This is a genomic window from Pedobacter antarcticus, assembly GCF_900103515.1.
GTDB classification, from domain to species: domain Bacteria; phylum Bacteroidota; class Bacteroidia; order Sphingobacteriales; family Sphingobacteriaceae; genus Pedobacter; species Pedobacter antarcticus.
This window is the reverse complement of record NZ_FNGZ01000003.1, coordinates 416,791-436,559: the sequence shown is the minus strand read 5'-3', so window position 1 is coordinate 436,559 and position 19,769 is coordinate 416,791. Positions and strand designations below refer to the sequence as shown.

Here is a 19,769-nt window from a genome sequence, read left to right as displayed (position 1 = left end):
TTTTCTGGTACCATCATCAAAACTATTGTCTATGAAGAAATACATTTTATTTGCCGCTGCGATTGCCTTAACAGCCTGTTCAACCAAAAAAACAGGAAATCCCACCGGACATACCGGTACTAAAACGGATATGGAACTCTGGTTAACCACTGGTAACCGCTCATCCCTGCTTGAATTGCAAAAACAACCATTAAATTTTGGTAATGGTGAGGCAGGACTGGCAACAATCACAGTGAATGACCAGAAAAAATATCAGACTATTGATGGTTTCGGTTACACTTTAACCGGTGGAAGTGCCAGCCTGATTAACGGGCTTGACAACAACACAAAGGATGCCCTGCTGAAGGAGCTTTTCTCTCTTGAAGGAAATGGTATCGGTGTAAATTATCTTCGCGTAAGTATTGGTGGTTCCGATCTGAGTGCAGATACTTTTACCTATAATGAGTTACCTAAAGGTCAGACCGATATTAATCAGGACAAGTTCTCCATGGCGGAAGAAATGAAAGACCTGGTTCCTATACTTAAAAAGATCGTGGCATTACAGCCTGATATAAAAATTCTGGGTTCTCCCTGGACAGCACCCACCTGGATGAAAACCAATGGGAGTTTTAAAGGTGGTGAACTGAAGCCTGAGTATTATGTTTCCTATGCTAAATACCTGATCAAATATATTCATGCGATGAAAAAAGAGGGTATTACCATTGATGCAATCACGATTCAGAACGAGCCTCTGCACCCTGGAAATGTACCTAGTATGTATATGGAAGCCAAGACGCAGGCTGACTTTATCAAAAAAGCTTTAGGCCCTGAATTTAAGGCTGCAGGGATTAAAACTAAAATTATTATTTACGACCACAATGCGGACAGACCTGATTATCCGATTGATATTCTGAATGATCCGGAAGCTAAAAAATATGTAGATGGTTCTGCCTTCCATTTATATGGTGGCGACATCTCTGCATTGTCTAAAGTTCATGAAGCACATCCTGACAAAAACCTTTACTTCACAGAACAGTGGGTTGGTGGACCAAGCAAATTCGATGAGGATCTGAAATGGCATGTTTCTACACTAATCATTGGTGCTACACGAAACTGGAGCCGTAATGTACTGGAATGGAATATAGCTGCTGATCCGGCTTATAAACCGCATACAGTTGGTGGTTGTACGACCTGCCTGGGTGCAATAACGATCAGCCCTGAGGTGAGTAGAAATGTGGCTTACTATGTTATCGGGCATGCATCGAAATTCGTTCCTGCCAACTCAGTCAGAATTGAATCTAATCTACCTGAAGCATTACCGAATGTCGCTTTCCTGCGCCCCGATGGTAAAAAGGTAGTTATCGCGGTAAACAATGACCATACTGAAAAACGATTTAACATCGCTGACAAAGACCGTCAGGTAACCGTCAGCTTGCCTGCGGGTGCCGCTGGTACGTTTGTCTGGTAATAAATAATTCAATCCAATAAAAAAGCCGGTCTCTTCCAAAAGAAGACCGGCTTTTTTATATGTTTTAATTTCGTTTATGATTTGAAGGCTAGAAATCTTCAAAACGTTCCCAAAAACCGTCTACTGGTAATTTGGCAAAAATATGCACAGGTTCTTTTTTAACAGGATGTATGAACTGAAGCCTTCTTGCATGCAGGCAGATACTCCCCTTGCGGCTGCCACGGGGATAACCATATTTGTTATCTCCTACAATGGGACATCCCATACTGGCCAACTGTACACGGATCTGATGTGACCGGCCCGTCAGCGGATCTACCTCAAGGAGATAAAACCCACCTAATTCACCAATGAGCTTATAGCTGAGTTCAGCACGCTGACTACCTACAACTTCTTTCTGGTGAGCGGTTACTACGTTGGTCTTTGTATTTTTCACCAGCCAGTGTATTAGCGTAGCGGATAACTGAGGTGGTTTATTACGGACAACTGCCCAATATGTTTTTTTGACTTCCCTATTCTTAAAGATGGCATTCATCCGCTCCAGTGCTTTACTGGTCTTGGCAAACAAAATAACTCCGCTTACCGGGCGGTCCAGCCGGTGAACAACCCCTAGAAAGGCGCTGTTTGGTTTATTATATTTAACAGCGAGGTATTGCTTGACCTTTTCATCCAGCGGCTCATCCTTCGTTTCATCTACCTGTACAATATCTCCAGCTCTTTTAGAAACAGCAATAAGGTGGTTGTCTTCGTAGAGTATATCTTTATCGGTAACAGGCATGTCTTTGGTATTCCTTTATTTTGGTTTTGTTTTGTTTCTCTTAGTACTGCTCTTTCTCGTTCGGAAAATCTTTACGCTTTACATCCTGGATATAAGATTTTGCAGCTTCCAGAATTCCTTCATATAAATTCGCATACTGACGCAGAAATCTAGGTTTAAATCCCTTGGTTAATCCAATCATATCATTGACAACCAATACTTGTCCGTCGCAGTCCGGTCCTGCACCAATTCCAATTACGGGAATCACCAGGCTTTCTGATACTTCTTTGGCCAGAGCAGCCGGAATTTTCTCTAAAACGACAGCGAAACATCCAGCTTCCTGCAGGGCAAGTGCGTCTGTCTTCAACTTTTCGGCCTCCGCTTCTCCTTTTGCCCTCACGGTATAGGTTCCGAATTTATAAATAGATTGTGGTGTCAAACCAAGGTGTCCCATCACAGGAATTCCGGCAGTAATTATCCGCTGAATAGAGTCAACGATTTCAGTTCCTCCTTCTAGCTTTACACCATGCGCCCCGGATTCCTTCATGATTCTGATTGCAGAACTTAATGCTTCTTTACTATTTCCCTGATAAGATCCGAAAGGCAGATCTACCACTACAAATGCTCGTGTCGCACCTCTTACTACACCCTGCGCATGATAAATCATTTGATCCAGGGTAATAGGCAGGGTCGTCTCATGACCTGCCATAACATTGGAAGCAGAATCTCCAACCAGCAATACATCCAATCCGGCATCATCCAGAACAGTTGCCATTGAATAATCATATGCAGTTAACATAGAGATCTTCTCCCCGCTTGTCTTCATCTCCTGAAGGATGTGGGTCGTAATACGCTTCACTTCTTTGTGTATAGACATATATTTCTAATTAAGCTACCAAAATTAGCGTATTCAGCCGAGAATCGAACGCCTTCGGTAGTTTTTCTGGGCCAATGCAGCATGTCCGCATATTCGTTCAAAAAAAAATATGAAAAGCCTGTTCAAAATCATATCTTTGTATCCCGAAATGAAGGGGTTATACAACACCATATCTGTAAATCAGCTCAGCGCTTACAATCGCGCAATTCCTCTTTCATTAATCCCTTTTTTAATCTTTATTTTTCATTTTAATTACAATGACTAACTACACCAAGTTACCTGCGATCCTGTTATTGGCAGATGGCACTGTTTATCACGGTAAAGCTGCCGGTAAAATCGGTACTACAACGGGAGAGATTTGTTTTAACACAGGTATGACGGGTTATCAGGAAGTTTTCACTGACCCTTCTTATTTCGGACAAATTATGGTCACTACGAATGCCCATATTGGTAATTATGGTATTCACAAGGAAGAAGTAGAATCTAACTCTATCAAAATTGCAGGTCTTGTTTGTAAAAACTACAACATTGGCTACAGTAGAAAAGAGGCTTCGGAATCTATCCAGGACTATTTCCAGAATGAGAACATTGTCGGAATCTCAGATATCGACACCCGCGCACTGGTTCGCAAGATCAGAGATCAGGGAGCCATGAACGCTATTATCTCCTCTGAAATTACCGATATCGAAGAATTGAAAAGCAGATTGGCAGCAGTCCCTGAAATGGATGGCTTAGAACTATCTTCTCAGGTTTCTACTAAAGAACCTTATTTCTTCGGCTCTCCTGATGCAACTTTAAAAGTAGCTGCGCTGGACTTCGGTGTGAAGAAAAATACACTTCGTAATTTCGTAGAGAGAGATATCTATGTACAGGTCTTCCCTGCAAAAACATCTTTCGAAGAAATGGAAAAATGGGGTGCTGATGGTTATTTTGTATCTAACGGTCCTGGTGACCCTGGTGCAATGCCATATGCTGTTGAAACTGTAAAAAGCATTCTTGCAGCAGACAAACCATTATTTGGGATCTGCCTTGGCCACCAGTTACTGGCGCAGGCTAATGGTATCGGAACAATGAAAATGTTCAACGGACACAGGGGCTTAAATCACCCGGTGAAAAATATAATCAGAAACCAGTGCGAAGTTACTTCACAAAACCATGGTTTCGGTGTTATTCCTGAAGATGTCAGAAGCTCTGACAAAGTAGAAATTACACATATTAACCTGAATGACCAGAGCATCGAAGGAATTCGTGTAAAAGGTAAAAAAGCATTCTCAGTACAGTATCACCCGGAGTCTTCTCCAGGCCCGCACGATTCGCGCTACCTGTTTGACGAGTTTGTAGATGTGATCACTGGCAAACTGAGCTGGTAACAAGGAATACAATCATTATACAGCCATTTTTAGAAGGAAGTGATCACGGTCACTTCCTTTTTGTTTTAAACCTTGTTACATTTATGCTATGGATCAACCTCATGCGATAATCAGTGTACGCAATCTGATCAAAAATTACGCAGATTTCAATGCGGTAAAAGGTATAAGCTTTGATGTTTATAACCATGAAATATTCGGTCTGCTAGGACCAAACGGTGCCGGAAAAACTACCACACTGGAAATTATAGAAACGCTGCGGGAAAAAACTTCCGGCGAAATTTACGTTGATGGTCTGTCAGTAGATAAAGATGCGAATGCTATCAAAAGAATTATTGGCGTTCAGCTGCAGGCGGCGGGCTATTACCCGAACCTGAATCTCGTAGAGCTGCTGGAGCTCTTTGCGGGCCTTTACGGAGTGAAGGTAAAGCCAATGGAAATGCTCGAAAAAGTTAACCTTCAGGACAAAGCGAAAGCGAAATACAAGGCATTATCCGGCGGGCAGAAACAACGCTTCTCTATAGCGACTACCCTGCTCAACTCTCCTAAAATTATTTTTCTTGATGAACCGACAACCGGACTTGATCCGCAGGCACGCCGTAATCTCTGGGATCTGATTTCAGAAATCCGAGATCAGGGGACAACTATTGTACTCACTACACATTATATGGATGAGGCGGAACAGCTGTGTGATCGCGTCGCTTTTGTAGAAAGCGGAAAGATCATCGCACTGGATTCTCCGGATAACCTGATTGACCAGCTCATCAGTTCTGGTTTTGAACGTAAAAAAGAGGTAAAGAAAGCAAACCTCGAAGATGTCTTCATTAATTTAACCGGCCAGCAGTGGCGCGAAGGCTAAGCAGCCTATTTAATTTCTATAATGAATAAACCATACAATCATACTACAGCTACGCTTGCGCTCGCGAAAGCTAGTTTCCGCTCTATCATGCGCAGTCCTTCTGCCGTAGTCTTTACACTTGCTTTTCCATTAATCTTTATTCTTGTATTTGGATTTCTTGGTGGCGGGGGTGTTAAAGTAGATCTCGCTGTTGCACCCGGTTCAGATGTACAGAATCCGGTTATGCAGGCATTAGAAAACACAGCTGTGATCAGACTGATCAAAGATAAAAATAATGACGAAATCCAAAATGAGCTGGAAAAAGGTCATTATGCGGGCGTAATCAACATTCAGAAAAGCGGTATTGAAAAGCCTGAATATCTGGCAAATGTGAGCTATAGTGCCGCATCAATAGATAAGGGAAATATCCTTAAATCGGTTTTAAATAATCTGATGTACACCCTGAATTCCAAGGATCTCAAACCTGCTGTTGCAGAAATTCGCGAGAGCACGGTTCAGGGAAGAACCTACAGAACTATTGACTTCATCCTGCCCGGACAATTAGGGTTTTCGTTGTTGAGCACGGGTGTTTTTGGTACAGCCTTTGTATTTTTCAATTTGCGACAGACCCTGGTTATCAAACGTTTCTTTGCTACGCCGGTACGCCGTTCCAGCATTATTCTGGGTGAAGGACTTGCCAGGATCGGTTTCGCGCTGTTGGGTGCAGTTTTTATTATCGTCGTTGGTCATTTCTTTTTTAATTTTACGCTGATCCATGGTGTCACTACCGTATTAAACATGCTGATTCTATCCATAATAGGCCTTGTAGTTTTTATGGGTTTTGGATTTGTAGTATCAGGAATTGCCAAGAGTGAGAGTACAATTCCGCCTATCTCCAATATAATCACCCTCCCTCAATTCCTGCTTTCCGGTACTTTTTTCTCTATTGATAATTTCCCTTCATGGCTGCAACCAATCAGCAAGGCACTGCCACTCACCTATCTGAACGATGCGATGAGACTAATTGCTTTTGAAGGTGCAGGACTGTGGGATGTAAGGCAACAGATACTGATTATGCTGATCTGGGGTATTGGTATCTACGCGCTGGCAGTCAAAGTGTTTAAATGGGAATAATTTTATCCTCAATTCCAAGCCTTTAAGTCTAAATTTTATTTTAACTTTGAACATAACCTAGTAATTGTAATATTTACACTAAGGATATAAAACAACTTAAAACAAATCAAATGAGTTTAATTATTGATGTTCATGCAAGGCAAATCCTCGATTCACGAGGTAATCCTACTGTTGAAGTAGAAGTAATCACTGAAAATGGCCAGATGGGCCGTGCTGCCGTACCTTCTGGTGCAAGTACTGGTAAACATGAGGCTGTTGAGCTCAGAGACGGAGATAAAAACGTCTACATGGGTAAAGGAGTACTTAAAGCAGTTGAGAACGTTAACAAGAAAATTGCTAAAGAACTGCAGGGTATCGATGTTTTCGAACAAAACCTGATCGATAAAGCTATGATCGACCTTGATGGGTCTGAAAATAAAGGAAACTTAGGTGCTAATGCAATTTTAGGCGTTTCACTTGCGGTAGCTAAAGCAGCAGCACAAGAAAGCAGACAACCATTATACCGCTATATAGGTGGTGTAAATGCAAATACATTACCTGTTCCGATGATGAACATTCTGAATGGCGGTGCCCATGCAGATAACAAAATCGATTTCCAGGAATTTATGATCATGCCTTTAGGTGCAAGCAGTTTCTCTGAAGCACTTCAAATGGGTACTCAGGTCTTCCATCACCTGAAAGATGTATTGAAGAAAAAAGGTTATTCAACTAACGTTGGTGATGAAGGTGGTTTTGCACCAAACATCGGTTCAAATGTTGAGGCTATCGAAACTGTACTGACGGCTATCGAAACTGCTGGTTTCACACCGGGTAAAGATATCTGGATCGCTATGGATGCTGCTGCATCTGAAATGTACGATTCAAAAACAAAAACTTATAACTTCCACAAATCTTCAGGCGAGAAATTATCTTCTGATGAGATGGTGAAATACTGGGTAGACTGGGCTAATAAATACCCGATCATCTCTATTGAAGATGGTCTGGATGAAGATGACTGGGCTGCATGGGAAGCATTAACGCTTGCTATCGGTAACAAAGTACAGTTAGTAGGTGATGACTTGTTCGTAACTAACGTAAAACGTTTACAACAAGGTATTGATAAGAGCATTGCTAACTCTATTCTGGTTAAAGTAAACCAAATCGGTTCCCTGACAGAAACTATCAATGCAGTTTCATTAGCTCAGAACAGTGGTTATACTTCAGTAATGAGTCATCGTTCAGGAGAAACTGAAGATACAACGATAGCTGACCTTGCAGTAGCATTAAACTGTGGACAGATCAAAACCGGTTCTGCTTCACGTTCTGACAGGATCGCGAAATACAACCAGTTGATACGTATTGAAGAAGAATTAGGTTCTGCAGCACGTTTCATTGGAAAAGACTTCAAATTCCTGAAAAAATAAGCTGACCTTCAGCATTATAAGGGATTTTAATCCTTTAAAAACATCCGCGAAATACCAGCGGATGTTTTTTTTTATCTATTTCCTGCATAAATGATATTTTCATGGGTTGAGGAGAGACCGGTAAATCTTTTTTATATGCAAGGCAATTATATTGTACATAAAAAGGAATTTATGTAAGTTTGATACAATGAACAGATTATTCGACATTTTCAGAAACAAATACTTCCTGTCAACCGCAGCGTTTGCGGTATGGATGTTATTTTTCGACAAGAATGATATGCTCTCTCAATATGAATACCGCACAGAAGTCCATAAACTCCAGCAAGAGAAAGATTTTTATGAGATAGAAACCGCCAAGGTAAAAAAGGATCTCAACGAATTGAACACCAATCTCAATACTGCAGAGAAATTTGCCCGCGAAAAGTATTTCATGAAAAAGGATAACGAAGATGTCTTTGTGATTATCCGCGAAGATGCTAAAGACTAGTAGCCGAATTTAGGCAGCGCCAGTTTATACCTTACTACAAATATCCGCAAAGCGAAAATAAATACAATCACCAGGATCTTGGTTACATCCGCTTTCAGGTTAAACTGCAGCAGAGCGAAATAAAGTAACCCTCCACTAATACAAGCAGTCGCGTAGATCTCTTTTCTGAAAATCAGTGGTATAGTGTTCAACAACGTATCCCTGATAATTCCACCAAAACATCCTGTAATCGTTCCAAGGGCAATGCAGATACCCGGGCTGAGCCCAAAGGCTATCCCCTTTTGAATGCCGAGTACCGTAAAAAGTCCGAGTCCCAGTGAATCGAACAGGAAAAGGGTGATCTTGAATTTCTTGATATGAGTTTTGAAAAAGATAGTCAGCAGGGACGTAATCAGAATCAGCAGACAGTAATTCACATCCCGCATCCATTTAACCGGAGTATCGCCAAGCAGCATATCCCTTACAGTACCTCCACCGATAGAAGTCACAAAAGCTATGATCAATACTCCGAACGGGTCAAGACGCCGCTGCATAGCCGCAAATGAGCCTGAAATCGCAAAAGCAATCGTCCCCAATATTTCAATTGTTTGTGTGGTGGTGAATTCCATATCTTACCCTAATGTGCGAATTAAACCTGATGAAGAAAAAGAAAGCGCATAAAAAAAGGTAAAGCCCCATAATCTATGAAGCTTTACCTTTTTTATATTAATTCGAGCCTATAACATTCCGCCGCAAACAGACAGTACTTGTCCGGTTACATAAGCACTCATATCGGACGCTAAGAATACACAGACATTAGCCACATCTTCGGCTTCTCCGGCACGTTTCAATGGAATACCATCTTCCCAGCCTTTAACCACTTTAGGATCGAGTACTTCAGTCATTTCTGTTCTGATAAAGCCAGGAGCCACGACATTTGTACGGATATTTCTCGAACCCAGCTCTTTAGCAACTGATTTAGAAAAACCGATAATTCCTGCCTTTGAAGCCGCATAATTAGCCTGCCCCGCATTACCCTGAACACCAACTACAGAACTTAAATTGATAAATACACCCTTCCGGTTTTTCATCATAATTTTCGAAGCTGCCTTAGTCACATTAAATACAGATTTAAGGTTCACATTCAATACATCATCCCAGTTCTCTTCGCTCATACGCATCAGTAAACCGTCTTTCGTAATCCCTGCATTGTTAACTACAATGTCAAGTGTTCCAAAATCTGCAATGATATCAGCAATCAATTTTTCAGCTTCATCAAATTTAGATGCATCGGAACGATACCCTTTTACCGTTGTACCGTATGCCTGAAGTTCTTGCTCTAAAGCCTGCCCTTTCTCGACAGAAGATAAATAAGTAAACGCTACATGAGCTCCCTGCTCCGCAAATTTCTCCGCGATCTTACGGCCAATCCCTTTAGAAGCACCAGTAATCAATGCTGTTTTTCCTGCTAATAATTTCATTCGTATATTTTTTTAATCTGTGCTGATTCTGCGACCACCACATTTTCAATTAGTTTATTTCAGTATGCCGTTTGCCAGCAATTAAATAGCCGGCTCCTGCTGACTAAGGCAGTGAAAGCTTCCTAGTCCCCAGATGATGTCAGTCGAATCAATACCAACAACTTCCCTATCGGGAAATGCCTGACGGATAATTTCCAATGCAGGTTCGTCATTTACATCACGAAAAGTAGGTACAATTACTGCAGCATTTGCAATATAGAAATTTGCATAGGAAGCAGGTAACCTTGTATCTTCATAAATCACAGGTGAAGGCATAGGTAACTTTAGAATGTGTAAAGGCTCTCCATTTAATAAGCGCATAGCCTTTAACTCTTCCAGGTTTTCCTGAAGCAAGAGATAATTCTCATCAAGAGGATTAGATTCTACCACAGTTAATACCGTATTAGCGTTTACAAATCTGGTGATATCATCAATATGCCCATCAGTGTCATCACCGACAATACCGTCTCCAACCCAAAGTACCTGTTCAGCTCCGTAACACTCCTTCAGAAAGGTTTCGATCTGTTCCTGGTTCAGTTCCGGGTTTCTATTCTCGTTCAACAAACATGCTCTGGAAGTCAAAATAGTACCAGCCCCGTTAAACTCCACAGAACCTCCTTCCATAACTATCCCAGGGTGAAATACAGGCAGACCAAAATGATCACCTATGCGTGTTGGAATAACGTCATCCTGCTCAAAAGGAGGATATTTACCTCCCCAAGCGTTATAACCCCAGTCCGCGATCATTTTAGGTTCAGCAGCTCCAGGATTTACCAGAAATGCAGGCCCGTGATCCCGGCACCAGGCATCATTACTTGGATTAAAATAGAATTCAATCTGACTAAGGTCTGCGCCAGCTTCCACTAACTTACTGGTAGCAAAAGCTTTGGTAGCTTCGTCATTCACATTGATTCTTACCTTTTCACCTTTAGCCACAACCTTAATGAATTCGCAATAAGGCGCATAAATCTTATCCAGTTTTCCAGGCCATGATGCCTCTTTATGAGGCCATGTCAGCCAGGTAGCTTCATGTTTTTCCCATTCAGCCGGAAAGCGGTATCCCGCTTTCTTCGGCGAATTATCAAATAGACTCGTCATCTAAATATCTTTTAGTGATTTGTCCGTAACTATCAATTCTTCTGTCCCTTAAAAAAGGCCAGTGTGTCCGGTAACTATCCGACTTAGAAAGATCAAGTTCTACAACCTTCAATTCCTCTGCACTATGAGAAGCCTGGTATAACAACGAGCCAAAAGGATTAGACACAAAGGAACCTCCCCAGAAAGAAACACCTGCTTCTTCTCCCACACGGTTAATACTAACTACAGGTATGCCATTGGCAATAGCGTGGGAACGCTGAATAGTCTGCCATGCGTTATACTGCTCTTTATTGGTTTCTTCATCCTGAGTAGTTGCCCAGCCAATAGCTGTCGGGTAAACCAGGAAATCTGCTCCCATAAGCGCTGTTAAACGAGCAGCTTCAGGGTACCACTGATCCCAGCAGATCAATACACCAATTTTCGCATATTTAGTTTTGAACACCTTATAACCAAGATCACCAGGTGTAAAATAAAATTTCTCATAAAATCCCGGATCATCAGGAATATGCATCTTACGGTACTTACCAAGGTAAGCGCCATCAGCATCCAGTACAGCAGTTGTATTGTGGTAGATTCCAGCTGCTCTTTTTTCAAAGAGAGAAGCAATGATTACCACGTTCAGTTCTGCTGCAATTACCGATAAGGCATCTGTAGACGGACCCGGAATACTTTCTGCCAGTTTGAAGTTGTCATAGTTCTCTTCATCGCAGAAATAAAGCGAGGTAAAAAGCTCCTGCAGACAGACAACCTGTGCCCCCTGTGCTGCAATTTCACGGATTTTTACGATTGCTTTATCTAAATTTTCTTGTTTGTTACTGGTACAACTCATCTGCACCAATCCAACTTGTACTTTAGCCATTCTTTATCAACAAATAATTTATTGCAAAGTTAGCCAAAAAAAATAAAAGATGTGTGTAAGCTTCAGGAACCAATAGTGTCTCTGTATTCCTGCTGTAAAGCGAAAAGGCAGGCCGCACAAAGGCAGCTCTCATAGTTTTCACTAATGTACTGTACTTCATTCAGGTCCAGATGAACCACACTGCACTGGCATTTGGTATAAGAATTGGCCTTACACTCTATAGGTGTACCACAGCGTTCGCAAGGTATGATTTCGTGTTTAGCCATTATTACAAAGATACAAGATCAGGAATTAATGCAATTCTGCTTGCCGTTTAAAATGACAATAGGTTTACGGCATAATAAATTCCCTTTTAAATAAAAAGGCTGCTTAACAGAGTTAAACAGCCTTGTAAATTATAATATAATTATGAATTAACCTGAACAGCTAATACAACCTTCTTCCATTGAACATACCGGGCCATCAGTAATTTCCTCCACTGCCTGATCAATCTGAGCCGGAATAACGGGTTCCATATTTTTACCAGCCTGATTCTCTACAGTAAATTTAACCGCTTGGGAGGCAGCCTGCGTACGTAAATAATACATACCTGTTTTCAAACCTTTCTTCCAGGCATAGAAATGCATCGAGGTCAGTTTAGAAGTATTTGGAGCATTGATAAACAGATTCAGCGATTGTGACTGGCAGATATAAGCTCCCCTGTCAGCAGCCATATCGATGATACTGCGCATTTTAATTTCCCATACTGTTTTGTAAAGTTCTTTGATATAGTCAGGAATCTCTGCAATATGCTGAATAGATCCGTTAGCGAGGATAATCCTGTCTTTCATAGCCGGAGTCCATAAACCAAGAGCGACCAGGTCTTTCAACAAATGTTTATTAACGACGATAAACTCTCCGCTTAATACTCTTCTTGTATAAATATTTGACGTATATGGCTCAAAACATTCATTATTACCCAGAATCTGAGATGTCGATGCAGTAGGCATTGGCGCTACAAGCAGCGAGTTACGTACACCATCTTTCATTACTTTGGTACGTAAAGTTTCCCAGTCCCAACGATTACTTTCCGGTTTAACATTCCAAAGATCAAACTGGAATTTACCTTTTGACAATGGAGAACCCTCGAAAGTCTGATAAGCACCTTCTTTAACTGCCAGATCATGAGAAGCAGTCATTGCAGCAAAATAGATCGTTTCAAAAATCTCTTTGTTGAGCTCTTTTGCAGCTTCACTCTCGAAAGGTAAACGCATCAGAATAAAAGCATCTGCCAATCCTTGTACACCCAGCCCAACCGGACGGTGGCGCATATTGGAATTTCTTGCTTCTTCGATTGGATAGTAATTGTGATCTATGATTTTGTTCAGGTTAATTGTAACCTGGTAAGTGACGTCATATAAACGCTGATGATCGAACTCCCCGTTAATAACATAACGCGGCAATGCCAGGGAAGCCAGGTTACAAACAGCAACCTCATCTTTAGACGTATATTCAATAATTTCGGTACAAAGGTTAGAGCTTTTGATTGTACCCAGATTCTGCTGATTAGATTTACTGTTCGCAGCGTCCTTATATAACAAATAAGGCGTACCGGTTTCTATCTGTGAATCCAGAATAGCAAACCATAATTCCTGCGCTTTGATAGTTTTACGCGCTCTTCCTTCTTTTTCGTAACGCTCGTATAAAGCATTAAACTCTTCACCGAAGCAATCTGCCAGACCAGGAGCTTCATGCGGACAGAATAAACTCCAGTCCTCATTAGCTTCCACACGTTGCATAAACAAATCACTTACCCAAAGGGCATAGAATAGGTCACGCGCACGCATTTCCTCTTTACCATGATTTTTACGCAGGTCCAGGAATGCGATTACATCAGCATGCCATGGCTCAAGATAGATAGCAAAAGCACCTTTCCGCTTGCCACCACCCTGATCTACATAACGAGCAGTATCATTAAATACCTTTAGCATAGGAACAATACCGTTACTGGTTCCATTGGTACCGCTGATATAAGAACCAGTAGCACGCACATTATGAATACTCAGTCCGATACCACCTGCACTCTGAGATATCTTAGCAGTTTGTTTTAACGTATCATAGATTCCCTCAATACTATCATCCTGCATAGTTAACAGGAAGCAGGAAGACATCTGTGGTTTTGGAGTCGCTGCATTAAATAACGTAGGGGTAGCGTGTGTAAACCAACGCTCACTCATTAGGTTATATGTAGCAATTGCACTTTCGATATCTGATTTGTGGATACCTACAGCAACACGCATAAATAGATGTTGCGGACGCTCCACAATCTGACCGTTTACTTTAAGCAAATAAGATTTTTCAAGTGTTTTGAACCCGAAGTAATCAAAACCAAAATCACGGTCATAAATAATAGTGCTGTCCAAAAGGTCTGCATTCTCCTGGATAACCTCCCAAACGTCTTCTGCAATTAGCGAAGCAGACTTATCCGTTTTAGGATCTATATATTTGTACAACATTTCCATCGTCTTAGAAAACGACTTCGTGGTGTTCTTATGTAAATTTGACACAGCAATTCTTGAGGCAAGCAAAGCATAATCCGGATGCTTTGTAGTCAGGGAAGCTGCTGTTTCCGCAGCCAGGTTATCCAGCTCGGATGTGGTAACGCCGTCATACAGACCTTCAATTACCTTTTTAGCCACATCAATAGGATCAACCAGCTCTGCATTAAAGCCATAGCAGAGTTTTTCGATGCGTGCTGTAATTTTATCAAACCGCACGGCTTCTTTGCGGCCATCTCTTTTTTCTACGAACATATCTCTTTATTTTTTGACCATGCCGGTGCAAGCCGGCCGGAAATTAATTAATTATCTAAAAATCATCATCAAGTGAGAAAGCCGATGCTTTGTCTTCCGAAGAAGTTAATACTCCACTTTTCTGATAGTCACCAACCCTTTTCTCAAAGAAGTTTGTTTTGCCCTGCAGGGAGATCATCTCCATGAAATCAAACGGATTAGTTGCATGATATATTTTATCATAGCCGAGTTCAGCTGACCATCTGTCTGCTACAAATTCAATGTACTGAGACATTAGTTTTGCATTCATACCAATTAAAGCAACAGGCAATGCATCAGTCACAAATTCTTTTTCAATTTCAACTGCATTTTTGATGATACCATGTACTGCTTCCTGTGTTAACCTGTTCTTCAGCATTTTGTACAGCAGGCAGGCGAATTCGCAATGCATCCCCTCATCCCTGGAGATCAACTCATTACTGAATGTAAGCCCTGGCATCAGACCACGTTTTTTCAACCAGAAGATTGAACAGAAACTTCCGCTGAAGAAAATACCTTCAACAGCAGCAAATGCAACCAATCTTTCTGCAAAATTTCCGTTGTCAATCCAGCGCAATGCCCATTCCGCTTTTTTCTTTACGCAGGGAACCGTATCTATTGCATGGAAAAGCCTGTCTTTTTCTGCTTCATCTTTAATATAAGTATCGATCAGCAAAGCGTAAGTTTCCGAATGAATGTTTTCCATCATGATCTGGAAACCATAAAAACAGCGGGCTTCCGGTAACTGCACTTCGCTCATGAAGTTTACCGCCAGGTTTTCGTTTACAATACCGTCGCTCGCAGAAAAGAAGGCCAGAATATGAGAAATGAAGTGACGCTCACCATCATTCAGATTATCCCAGTGTTTCTGATCGTCAGAAAGATCAATTTCTTCAGCGGTCCAGAAACTGGCTTCGCTCTTTTTGTACATCTCCCAGATTTCAGGATACTTGATGGGCAAAAGCACAAAACGGTCTTTATTTTCTCTCAGTAATACTTCTTCTTCTTCTACCATAGGATTTATTTTTATTTGACGTCTCTCCAGCATGACTTCACCACTACATTCATTCCTTCGGCAGGCGGAGTGGATTTTTTAAAACGTGAAGCTGGCATAGAAAAACTTAATGATTTAACAATTAAACGTTTACACGTAAACTACGGACTAACCCCCGGTTACTTTTGTTATAAACAAATATAATCCCTGCGACTTTCAAACAATAGCAATAGTTGTTCACAAGCGGACGTAGTTATCCACACTGTGCGAAAAAACTGACAGATTGTTTACGGATTAGATTTGGACTATGAAGGTGTCGCTGTTGAAGAAATTACGATTCAACGTCGTAGGAGATCTTTACTTTAGAGTGGCCTTTGCCAAAAATACCTATTTCTTTCGCGGCACTCTCGGAAACATCAATAATGTATTTTTTGGTGAAGGGCCCGCGGTCGTTGATTTTTACCGTAACGCTTTTCCCATTACTTATATTGGTAACCGTAACCATTGTTCCGAAAGGGAGGGAACGATGCGCAGCTGTAAAACGACTCTTCCGATACCGGACACCACTGGACGTTTTGCGGCCCTCAAACTTTCTATGATAGTAAGTAGCAAGACCACTTTTTATAGTTGCTGTACTGTCTAACCCTGTAGTATCTTCCTGCGCCTGAACTTTTAAAAACAGGAATATGCTGCATAAAAGCAAACAATATTTCATATCATTTTTGTTGGTGAAGAGCCAAAGATAAACAAAAAACATCTACCCCTCCAAAACAAAAATACCCAATGACCTGATCATCGGGTATTTACGTAATTCCGAACTTGCTTTACTTCGCGTCAGGAACGAAATTCATAGAGACTGAGTTGACACAATGACGTGTACTTTTAGCGGTAAATCCTTCACCAACAAATACGTGTCCGAGGTGGGCTTTACAGTTTGCACATACGATTTCGGTACGTGATCCGTCAGCATCCGGAATACGTAAAACGGCCCCTTTTATCTCATCGTCAAAACTTGGCCATCCGCACTGTGCATCAAATTTAGTCTCTGAACGGTACAAAGGTGCATTGCATCTTTTACAGGTATAAGTACCTTTTGCTGTATTATTGAGTAATTCACCGGTTCCCGGATACTCGGTCCCTTTGCGGACAATTACATCTTCTTCTTCCTTGGTTAATTTATTCCATTCCATAGCATTCGTGTTTTTTTTAACCGGAACCTGAGCAGGTTTCTGGGCACATGCCTGCAGACTACCCAGCAAGAGGAATCCGGCAAACAGTACTAAATTATTGATTATTGAACTTAAACGTTTCATATGTATGTAATTGTTTTAAGAGAATGAACAAACTGGATTCCCAGGGATCTTCTGTGTCATTTCATATACGGCTAACGCAAACATCCGGATTTAATTACAGGGCAAAAAAAAACCTTCCCGGATTTGCCGGAAAGGTTTTGAGGATGATTAATCCAAAAACTATTTTTTAAGCAGTTCAGCCATAGCTTCACCGATTTCAGCAGGACTTTCTACCACACGGATACCACACTCAGCCATAATTTTCATTTTGGCAGCAGCAGTATCGTCAGCACCACCAACAATCGCACCGGCATGACCCATTCTACGGCCTGCAGGAGCAGTTTGTCCAGCGATAAAACCTACAACTGGTTTTGTGCCATTTTCTTTAATCCATAAAGCAGCTTCTGCTTCCATACCACCACCGATTTCACCAATCATGATGATACCTTCAGTTTCAGGATCGTTCATTAGCAATTCAACCGCTTGTTTGGTTGTTGTACCAATGATCGGGTCACCACCAATACCGATAGCAGTAGTAATGCCTAAACCAGCTTTAACAACCTGGTCAACTGCTTCATAAGTAAGCGTTCCTGATTTAGAAACAACACCAACTGTACCTTTTTTGAAGATAAAACCTGGCATAATACCAATTTTAGCTTCATCAGCAGTAATGATACCAGGACAGTTAGGACCGATTAAACGGCAGTCTTTATCAGCAATATATTCTTTAACCTGAATCATATCCTTTGTCGGGATACCTTCAGTAATACATACAATAACTTTAATTCCAGCTTCAGCAGCTTCCATGATAGCGTCCGCAGCAAATGCTGGTGGAACAAAGATGATAGATACATTAGCGCCAGCTTTATCAACTGCATCTTTAACCGTGTTAAAAACCGGTCTTTCCAGATGAGTTTGTCCGCCCTTACCAGGAGTAACCCCGCCAACTACATTAGTTCCGTATTCTATCATTTGTGAAGCATGGTAAGTACCTTCATTTCCGGTAAAACCTTGTACAATTACTTTCGAATCTTTATTTACTAAAACACTCATGTATCTATTTTTTTTTATGCAAATCTAAGATTATTGAATGGAATGCCAAATCCTATTTGTCACAATAATAAAAAGAAAAAAACTTAAGATTTCACTATCCCGCCTGAATGGAACTGAAGATCATACAACCGTTTATAATAGCCATCTATTTTCAATAATTCCTGATGCGTTCCCCGCTCCATAATCTCGCCCTTTTCCAGCACAATAATCTGATCTGCTTTCTGAATAGTAGAAAGACGGTGAGCAATGACAATTGAGGTACGATCCTGCATCAGATTATCTATAGCGTGCTGAATAAGCATTTCAGTCTCCGTATCAACAGACGAAGTAGCCTCATCCAGCACTAATATGGAAGGGTTATGAACGAGTGCCCTGATGAACGAAATAAGCTGCGCTTGTCCCGCAGAAAGTGTGGCACCACGCTCCATTACATTATACTGATAACCACCCGGCAACTGCATAATAAAGTCATGTGCACCCACTTTTCGAGCCGCATCCACTACCCGATCCAGGCCGATATCCGGATTATTTAATGTAATATTATTATAGATAGTGTCGGAAAACAGGAAAACATCCTGTAATACAGTAGCAATATGTCCACGGAGGTAGCTCAATTCATAATCCCTTATCTGGTGCCCATCGATAGTAACTTCCCCGCTGGTAATTTCATAAAATCGATTTAAAATATTTATAGTTGAAGACTTTCCTGCACCCGTGGCACCTACCAGTGCGACCGTCTGCCCAGCCTTAACTTCAAAGCTCAGATCACGCAGTACATGCTGTCCTTCCACATAGGAAAACCAAACCTTATTGAAGCGGATATTCCCTGCCATTACCGCAGGTTGAAGTGTTCCTTCATTCACTGTCATTTCCTGCGTATCCAGCACTTTAAATACACGCTCTGCTCCGACCATCCCCATCTGAAGAGTGTTGAATTTATCTGCAAGTTCACGGATCGGGCGGAATAACATACCGATATATAGAATAAATTCCGCAATGGTACCTGGTGTTACATCCAGTGGTTTAGCGAGGATACTTTTAGACCCGTACCAGACGAGCAGTCCTAATGACATTGCCGAGATGACCTCTACAACCGGAAAAAATATAGAATAATACCAGTTGGACCGGATATTCGCATCTCTGTAACGTTCATTGATCTGTACGAATTTGCGGTACTCTTGCTTCTCCCTCGCAAAATACTGGATAATGGAAATTCCGGTGATATGTTCCTGGAGATAAGTATTCAGGTTAGACACTTCCGATCTGATCTCCTGGAATGCAGATTTAATCGCCTTCTGAAACACAGAAGTAGCGACCATTAAAATTGGCATCGGCAATAGTACAACGACAGTAAGTTCCCAGTCAGCATAAAACATCACCCCGATAATGACAATAACCTGCAGTATATCTCCGATAATCACGATCAGGCCTTCAGAGAAAATATCAGAAATTGTTTCCAGATCTGAAACAGTTCTGGTAATCAGCTGCCCAATTGGTGTCTTATCAAAATACTTTAGTTTTAGCCGGCTGATATGGTTAAACACATTGATCCGAAGATCGCGGATAGCCGATTGTCCCAGCGTATTGGTGAGTAAAGTATGACTGTATTGTACTACACTCTGCAACACCAGCAGTACCAGCATCACAACGGTCATCATTAATAGTCCGTTGTACTCCCCTTTCAGGATATAGTTATCGAGCGTATATTTAATCAGAAACGGACGGACTGGCGCAAGCAATGCCAGTAAAATCGTAAGGATAACAGACCAGATAAAAATACGCCTGTAGGGTTTAACATACTGAAAGACCCGTTTCAGCAAACTCACATTAAATGCATCGCCCGTAATTTTTGACATA

19 protein-coding genes are annotated in these 19,769 nt (G+C 41.4%); 6 read left to right on the top strand and 13 right to left on the bottom strand.

The genetic code is table 11. From position 1 onward, the window contains the following. Positions 1–31 precede the first annotated feature (31 nt). Positions 32–1,447 (top strand): glycoside hydrolase family 30 protein, encoded by a 1,416-nt coding sequence (locus BLR53_RS09155; protein ID WP_074589107.1) that lies wholly within the window; start codon positions 32–34, stop codon positions 1,445–1,447. A gap of 88 nt (positions 1,448–1,535) precedes the next feature. Here the strand turns inward: BLR53_RS09155 and BLR53_RS09150 are convergent, their stop codons facing one another. Together BLR53_RS09150 and panB are read right to left on the bottom strand one after the other, a co-directional pair. Further along, positions 1,536–2,222 carry an RluA family pseudouridine synthase gene (locus BLR53_RS09150; protein WP_037440811.1) on the bottom strand — a complete coding sequence of 229 codons (687 nt, stop codon included), beginning with the start codon at positions 2,220–2,222 and terminating at the stop codon, positions 1,536–1,538. A 40-nt stretch (positions 2,223–2,262) separates the two neighbouring features. Further along, positions 2,263–3,078, bottom strand: a complete 816-nt coding sequence (gene panB / locus BLR53_RS09145) for a 3-methyl-2-oxobutanoate hydroxymethyltransferase (protein WP_037440810.1) — start codon at positions 3,076–3,078, stop codon at positions 2,263–2,265. 257 nt (positions 3,079–3,335) lie between these two features. On the opposite strand from panB, the gene carA reads away from it, so the two are divergent. From carA to BLR53_RS09120, 5 genes are all read left to right on the top strand, one after another. Continuing rightward, positions 3,336–4,448, top strand: a complete 1,113-nt coding sequence (gene carA, locus BLR53_RS09140) for a glutamine-hydrolyzing carbamoyl-phosphate synthase small subunit (protein ID WP_074589105.1) — start codon at positions 3,336–3,338, stop codon at positions 4,446–4,448. A gap of 88 nt (positions 4,449–4,536) precedes the next feature. Continuing rightward, positions 4,537–5,304 (top strand): ABC transporter ATP-binding protein, encoded by a 768-nt coding sequence (locus BLR53_RS09135; RefSeq protein WP_037440808.1) that lies wholly within the window; start codon positions 4,537–4,539, stop codon positions 5,302–5,304. Between the two features lie 21 nt (positions 5,305–5,325). After that, a complete protein-coding gene (locus BLR53_RS09130) occupies positions 5,326–6,417 on the top strand; it encodes an ABC transporter permease (protein WP_037440807.1) in 1,092 nt (363 codons plus the stop codon). Between the two features lie 110 nt (positions 6,418–6,527). Further along, positions 6,528–7,820, top strand: a complete 1,293-nt coding sequence (eno, locus tag BLR53_RS09125; RefSeq protein WP_037440806.1) for a phosphopyruvate hydratase — start codon at positions 6,528–6,530, stop codon at positions 7,818–7,820. A gap of 187 nt (positions 7,821–8,007) precedes the next feature. Then, a complete protein-coding gene (locus tag BLR53_RS09120) occupies positions 8,008–8,307 on the top strand; it encodes an FtsB family cell division protein (protein WP_037440804.1) in 300 nt (99 codons plus the stop codon). Here BLR53_RS09120 and BLR53_RS09115 read toward each other — a convergent pair. The 11 genes from BLR53_RS09115 to BLR53_RS09065 form a co-directional block, all read right to left on the bottom strand. Next, complete coding sequence (locus BLR53_RS09115) at positions 8,304–8,915, bottom strand: trimeric intracellular cation channel family protein (protein WP_037440800.1); 612 nt, start codon at positions 8,913–8,915, stop codon at positions 8,304–8,306. The genes BLR53_RS09120 and BLR53_RS09115 overlap by 4 nt on opposite strands. Positions 8,916–9,023: 108 nt before the next feature. After that, the gene (gene fabG, locus BLR53_RS09110) at positions 9,024–9,767 is read right to left on the bottom strand and encodes a 3-oxoacyl-[acyl-carrier-protein] reductase (protein WP_037440799.1); all 744 of its coding nucleotides are present in this window, start codon (positions 9,765–9,767) and stop codon (positions 9,024–9,026) included. 81 nt (positions 9,768–9,848) lie between these two features. Further along, complete coding sequence (locus BLR53_RS09105; RefSeq protein ID WP_074589102.1) at positions 9,849–10,904, bottom strand: agmatine deiminase family protein; 1,056 nt, start codon at positions 10,902–10,904, stop codon at positions 9,849–9,851. Beyond that, positions 10,888–11,763, bottom strand: coding sequence for a carbon-nitrogen hydrolase (locus tag BLR53_RS09100; RefSeq protein ID WP_037440794.1), 876 nt, complete (start codon positions 11,761–11,763; stop codon positions 10,888–10,890). Before BLR53_RS09100 ends, BLR53_RS09105 begins: the two co-directional genes overlap by 17 nt. A 62-nt stretch (positions 11,764–11,825) precedes the next feature. Further along, on the bottom strand, positions 11,826–12,029 hold the full coding sequence (locus tag BLR53_RS09095; RefSeq protein ID WP_074589099.1) for a cysteine-rich CWC family protein: 204 nt from the start codon (positions 12,027–12,029) through the stop codon (positions 11,826–11,828). A gap of 147 nt (positions 12,030–12,176) precedes the next feature. Then, on the bottom strand, positions 12,177–14,555 hold the full coding sequence (locus BLR53_RS09090) for a ribonucleoside-diphosphate reductase subunit alpha (protein ID WP_037440793.1): 2,379 nt from the start codon (positions 14,553–14,555) through the stop codon (positions 12,177–12,179). A 55-nt stretch (positions 14,556–14,610) separates the two neighbouring features. Beyond that, positions 14,611–15,588, bottom strand: a complete 978-nt coding sequence (locus tag BLR53_RS09085) for a ribonucleoside-diphosphate reductase small subunit (protein WP_037440826.1) — start codon at positions 15,586–15,588, stop codon at positions 14,611–14,613. Positions 15,589–15,898: 310 nt separating this feature from the next. Next, the gene (locus tag BLR53_RS09080; protein ID WP_037440824.1) at positions 15,899–16,282 is read right to left on the bottom strand and encodes a septal ring lytic transglycosylase RlpA family protein; all 384 of its coding nucleotides are present in this window, start codon (positions 16,280–16,282) and stop codon (positions 15,899–15,901) included. Between the two features lie 109 nt (positions 16,283–16,391). After that, the gene (locus tag BLR53_RS09075) at positions 16,392–16,880 is read right to left on the bottom strand and encodes a methionine-R-sulfoxide reductase (RefSeq protein WP_037440791.1); all 489 of its coding nucleotides are present in this window, start codon (positions 16,878–16,880) and stop codon (positions 16,392–16,394) included. A gap of 159 nt (positions 16,881–17,039) precedes the next feature. Then, positions 17,040–17,912, bottom strand: a complete 873-nt coding sequence (sucD, locus tag BLR53_RS09070) for a succinate--CoA ligase subunit alpha (RefSeq protein ID WP_037440790.1) — start codon at positions 17,910–17,912, stop codon at positions 17,040–17,042. 83 nt (positions 17,913–17,995) lie between these two features. After that, on the bottom strand, positions 17,996–19,768 hold the full coding sequence (locus BLR53_RS09065; RefSeq protein WP_176763531.1) for an ABC transporter ATP-binding protein: 1,773 nt from the start codon (positions 19,766–19,768) through the stop codon (positions 17,996–17,998). Position 19,769 lies beyond the last annotated feature (1 nt).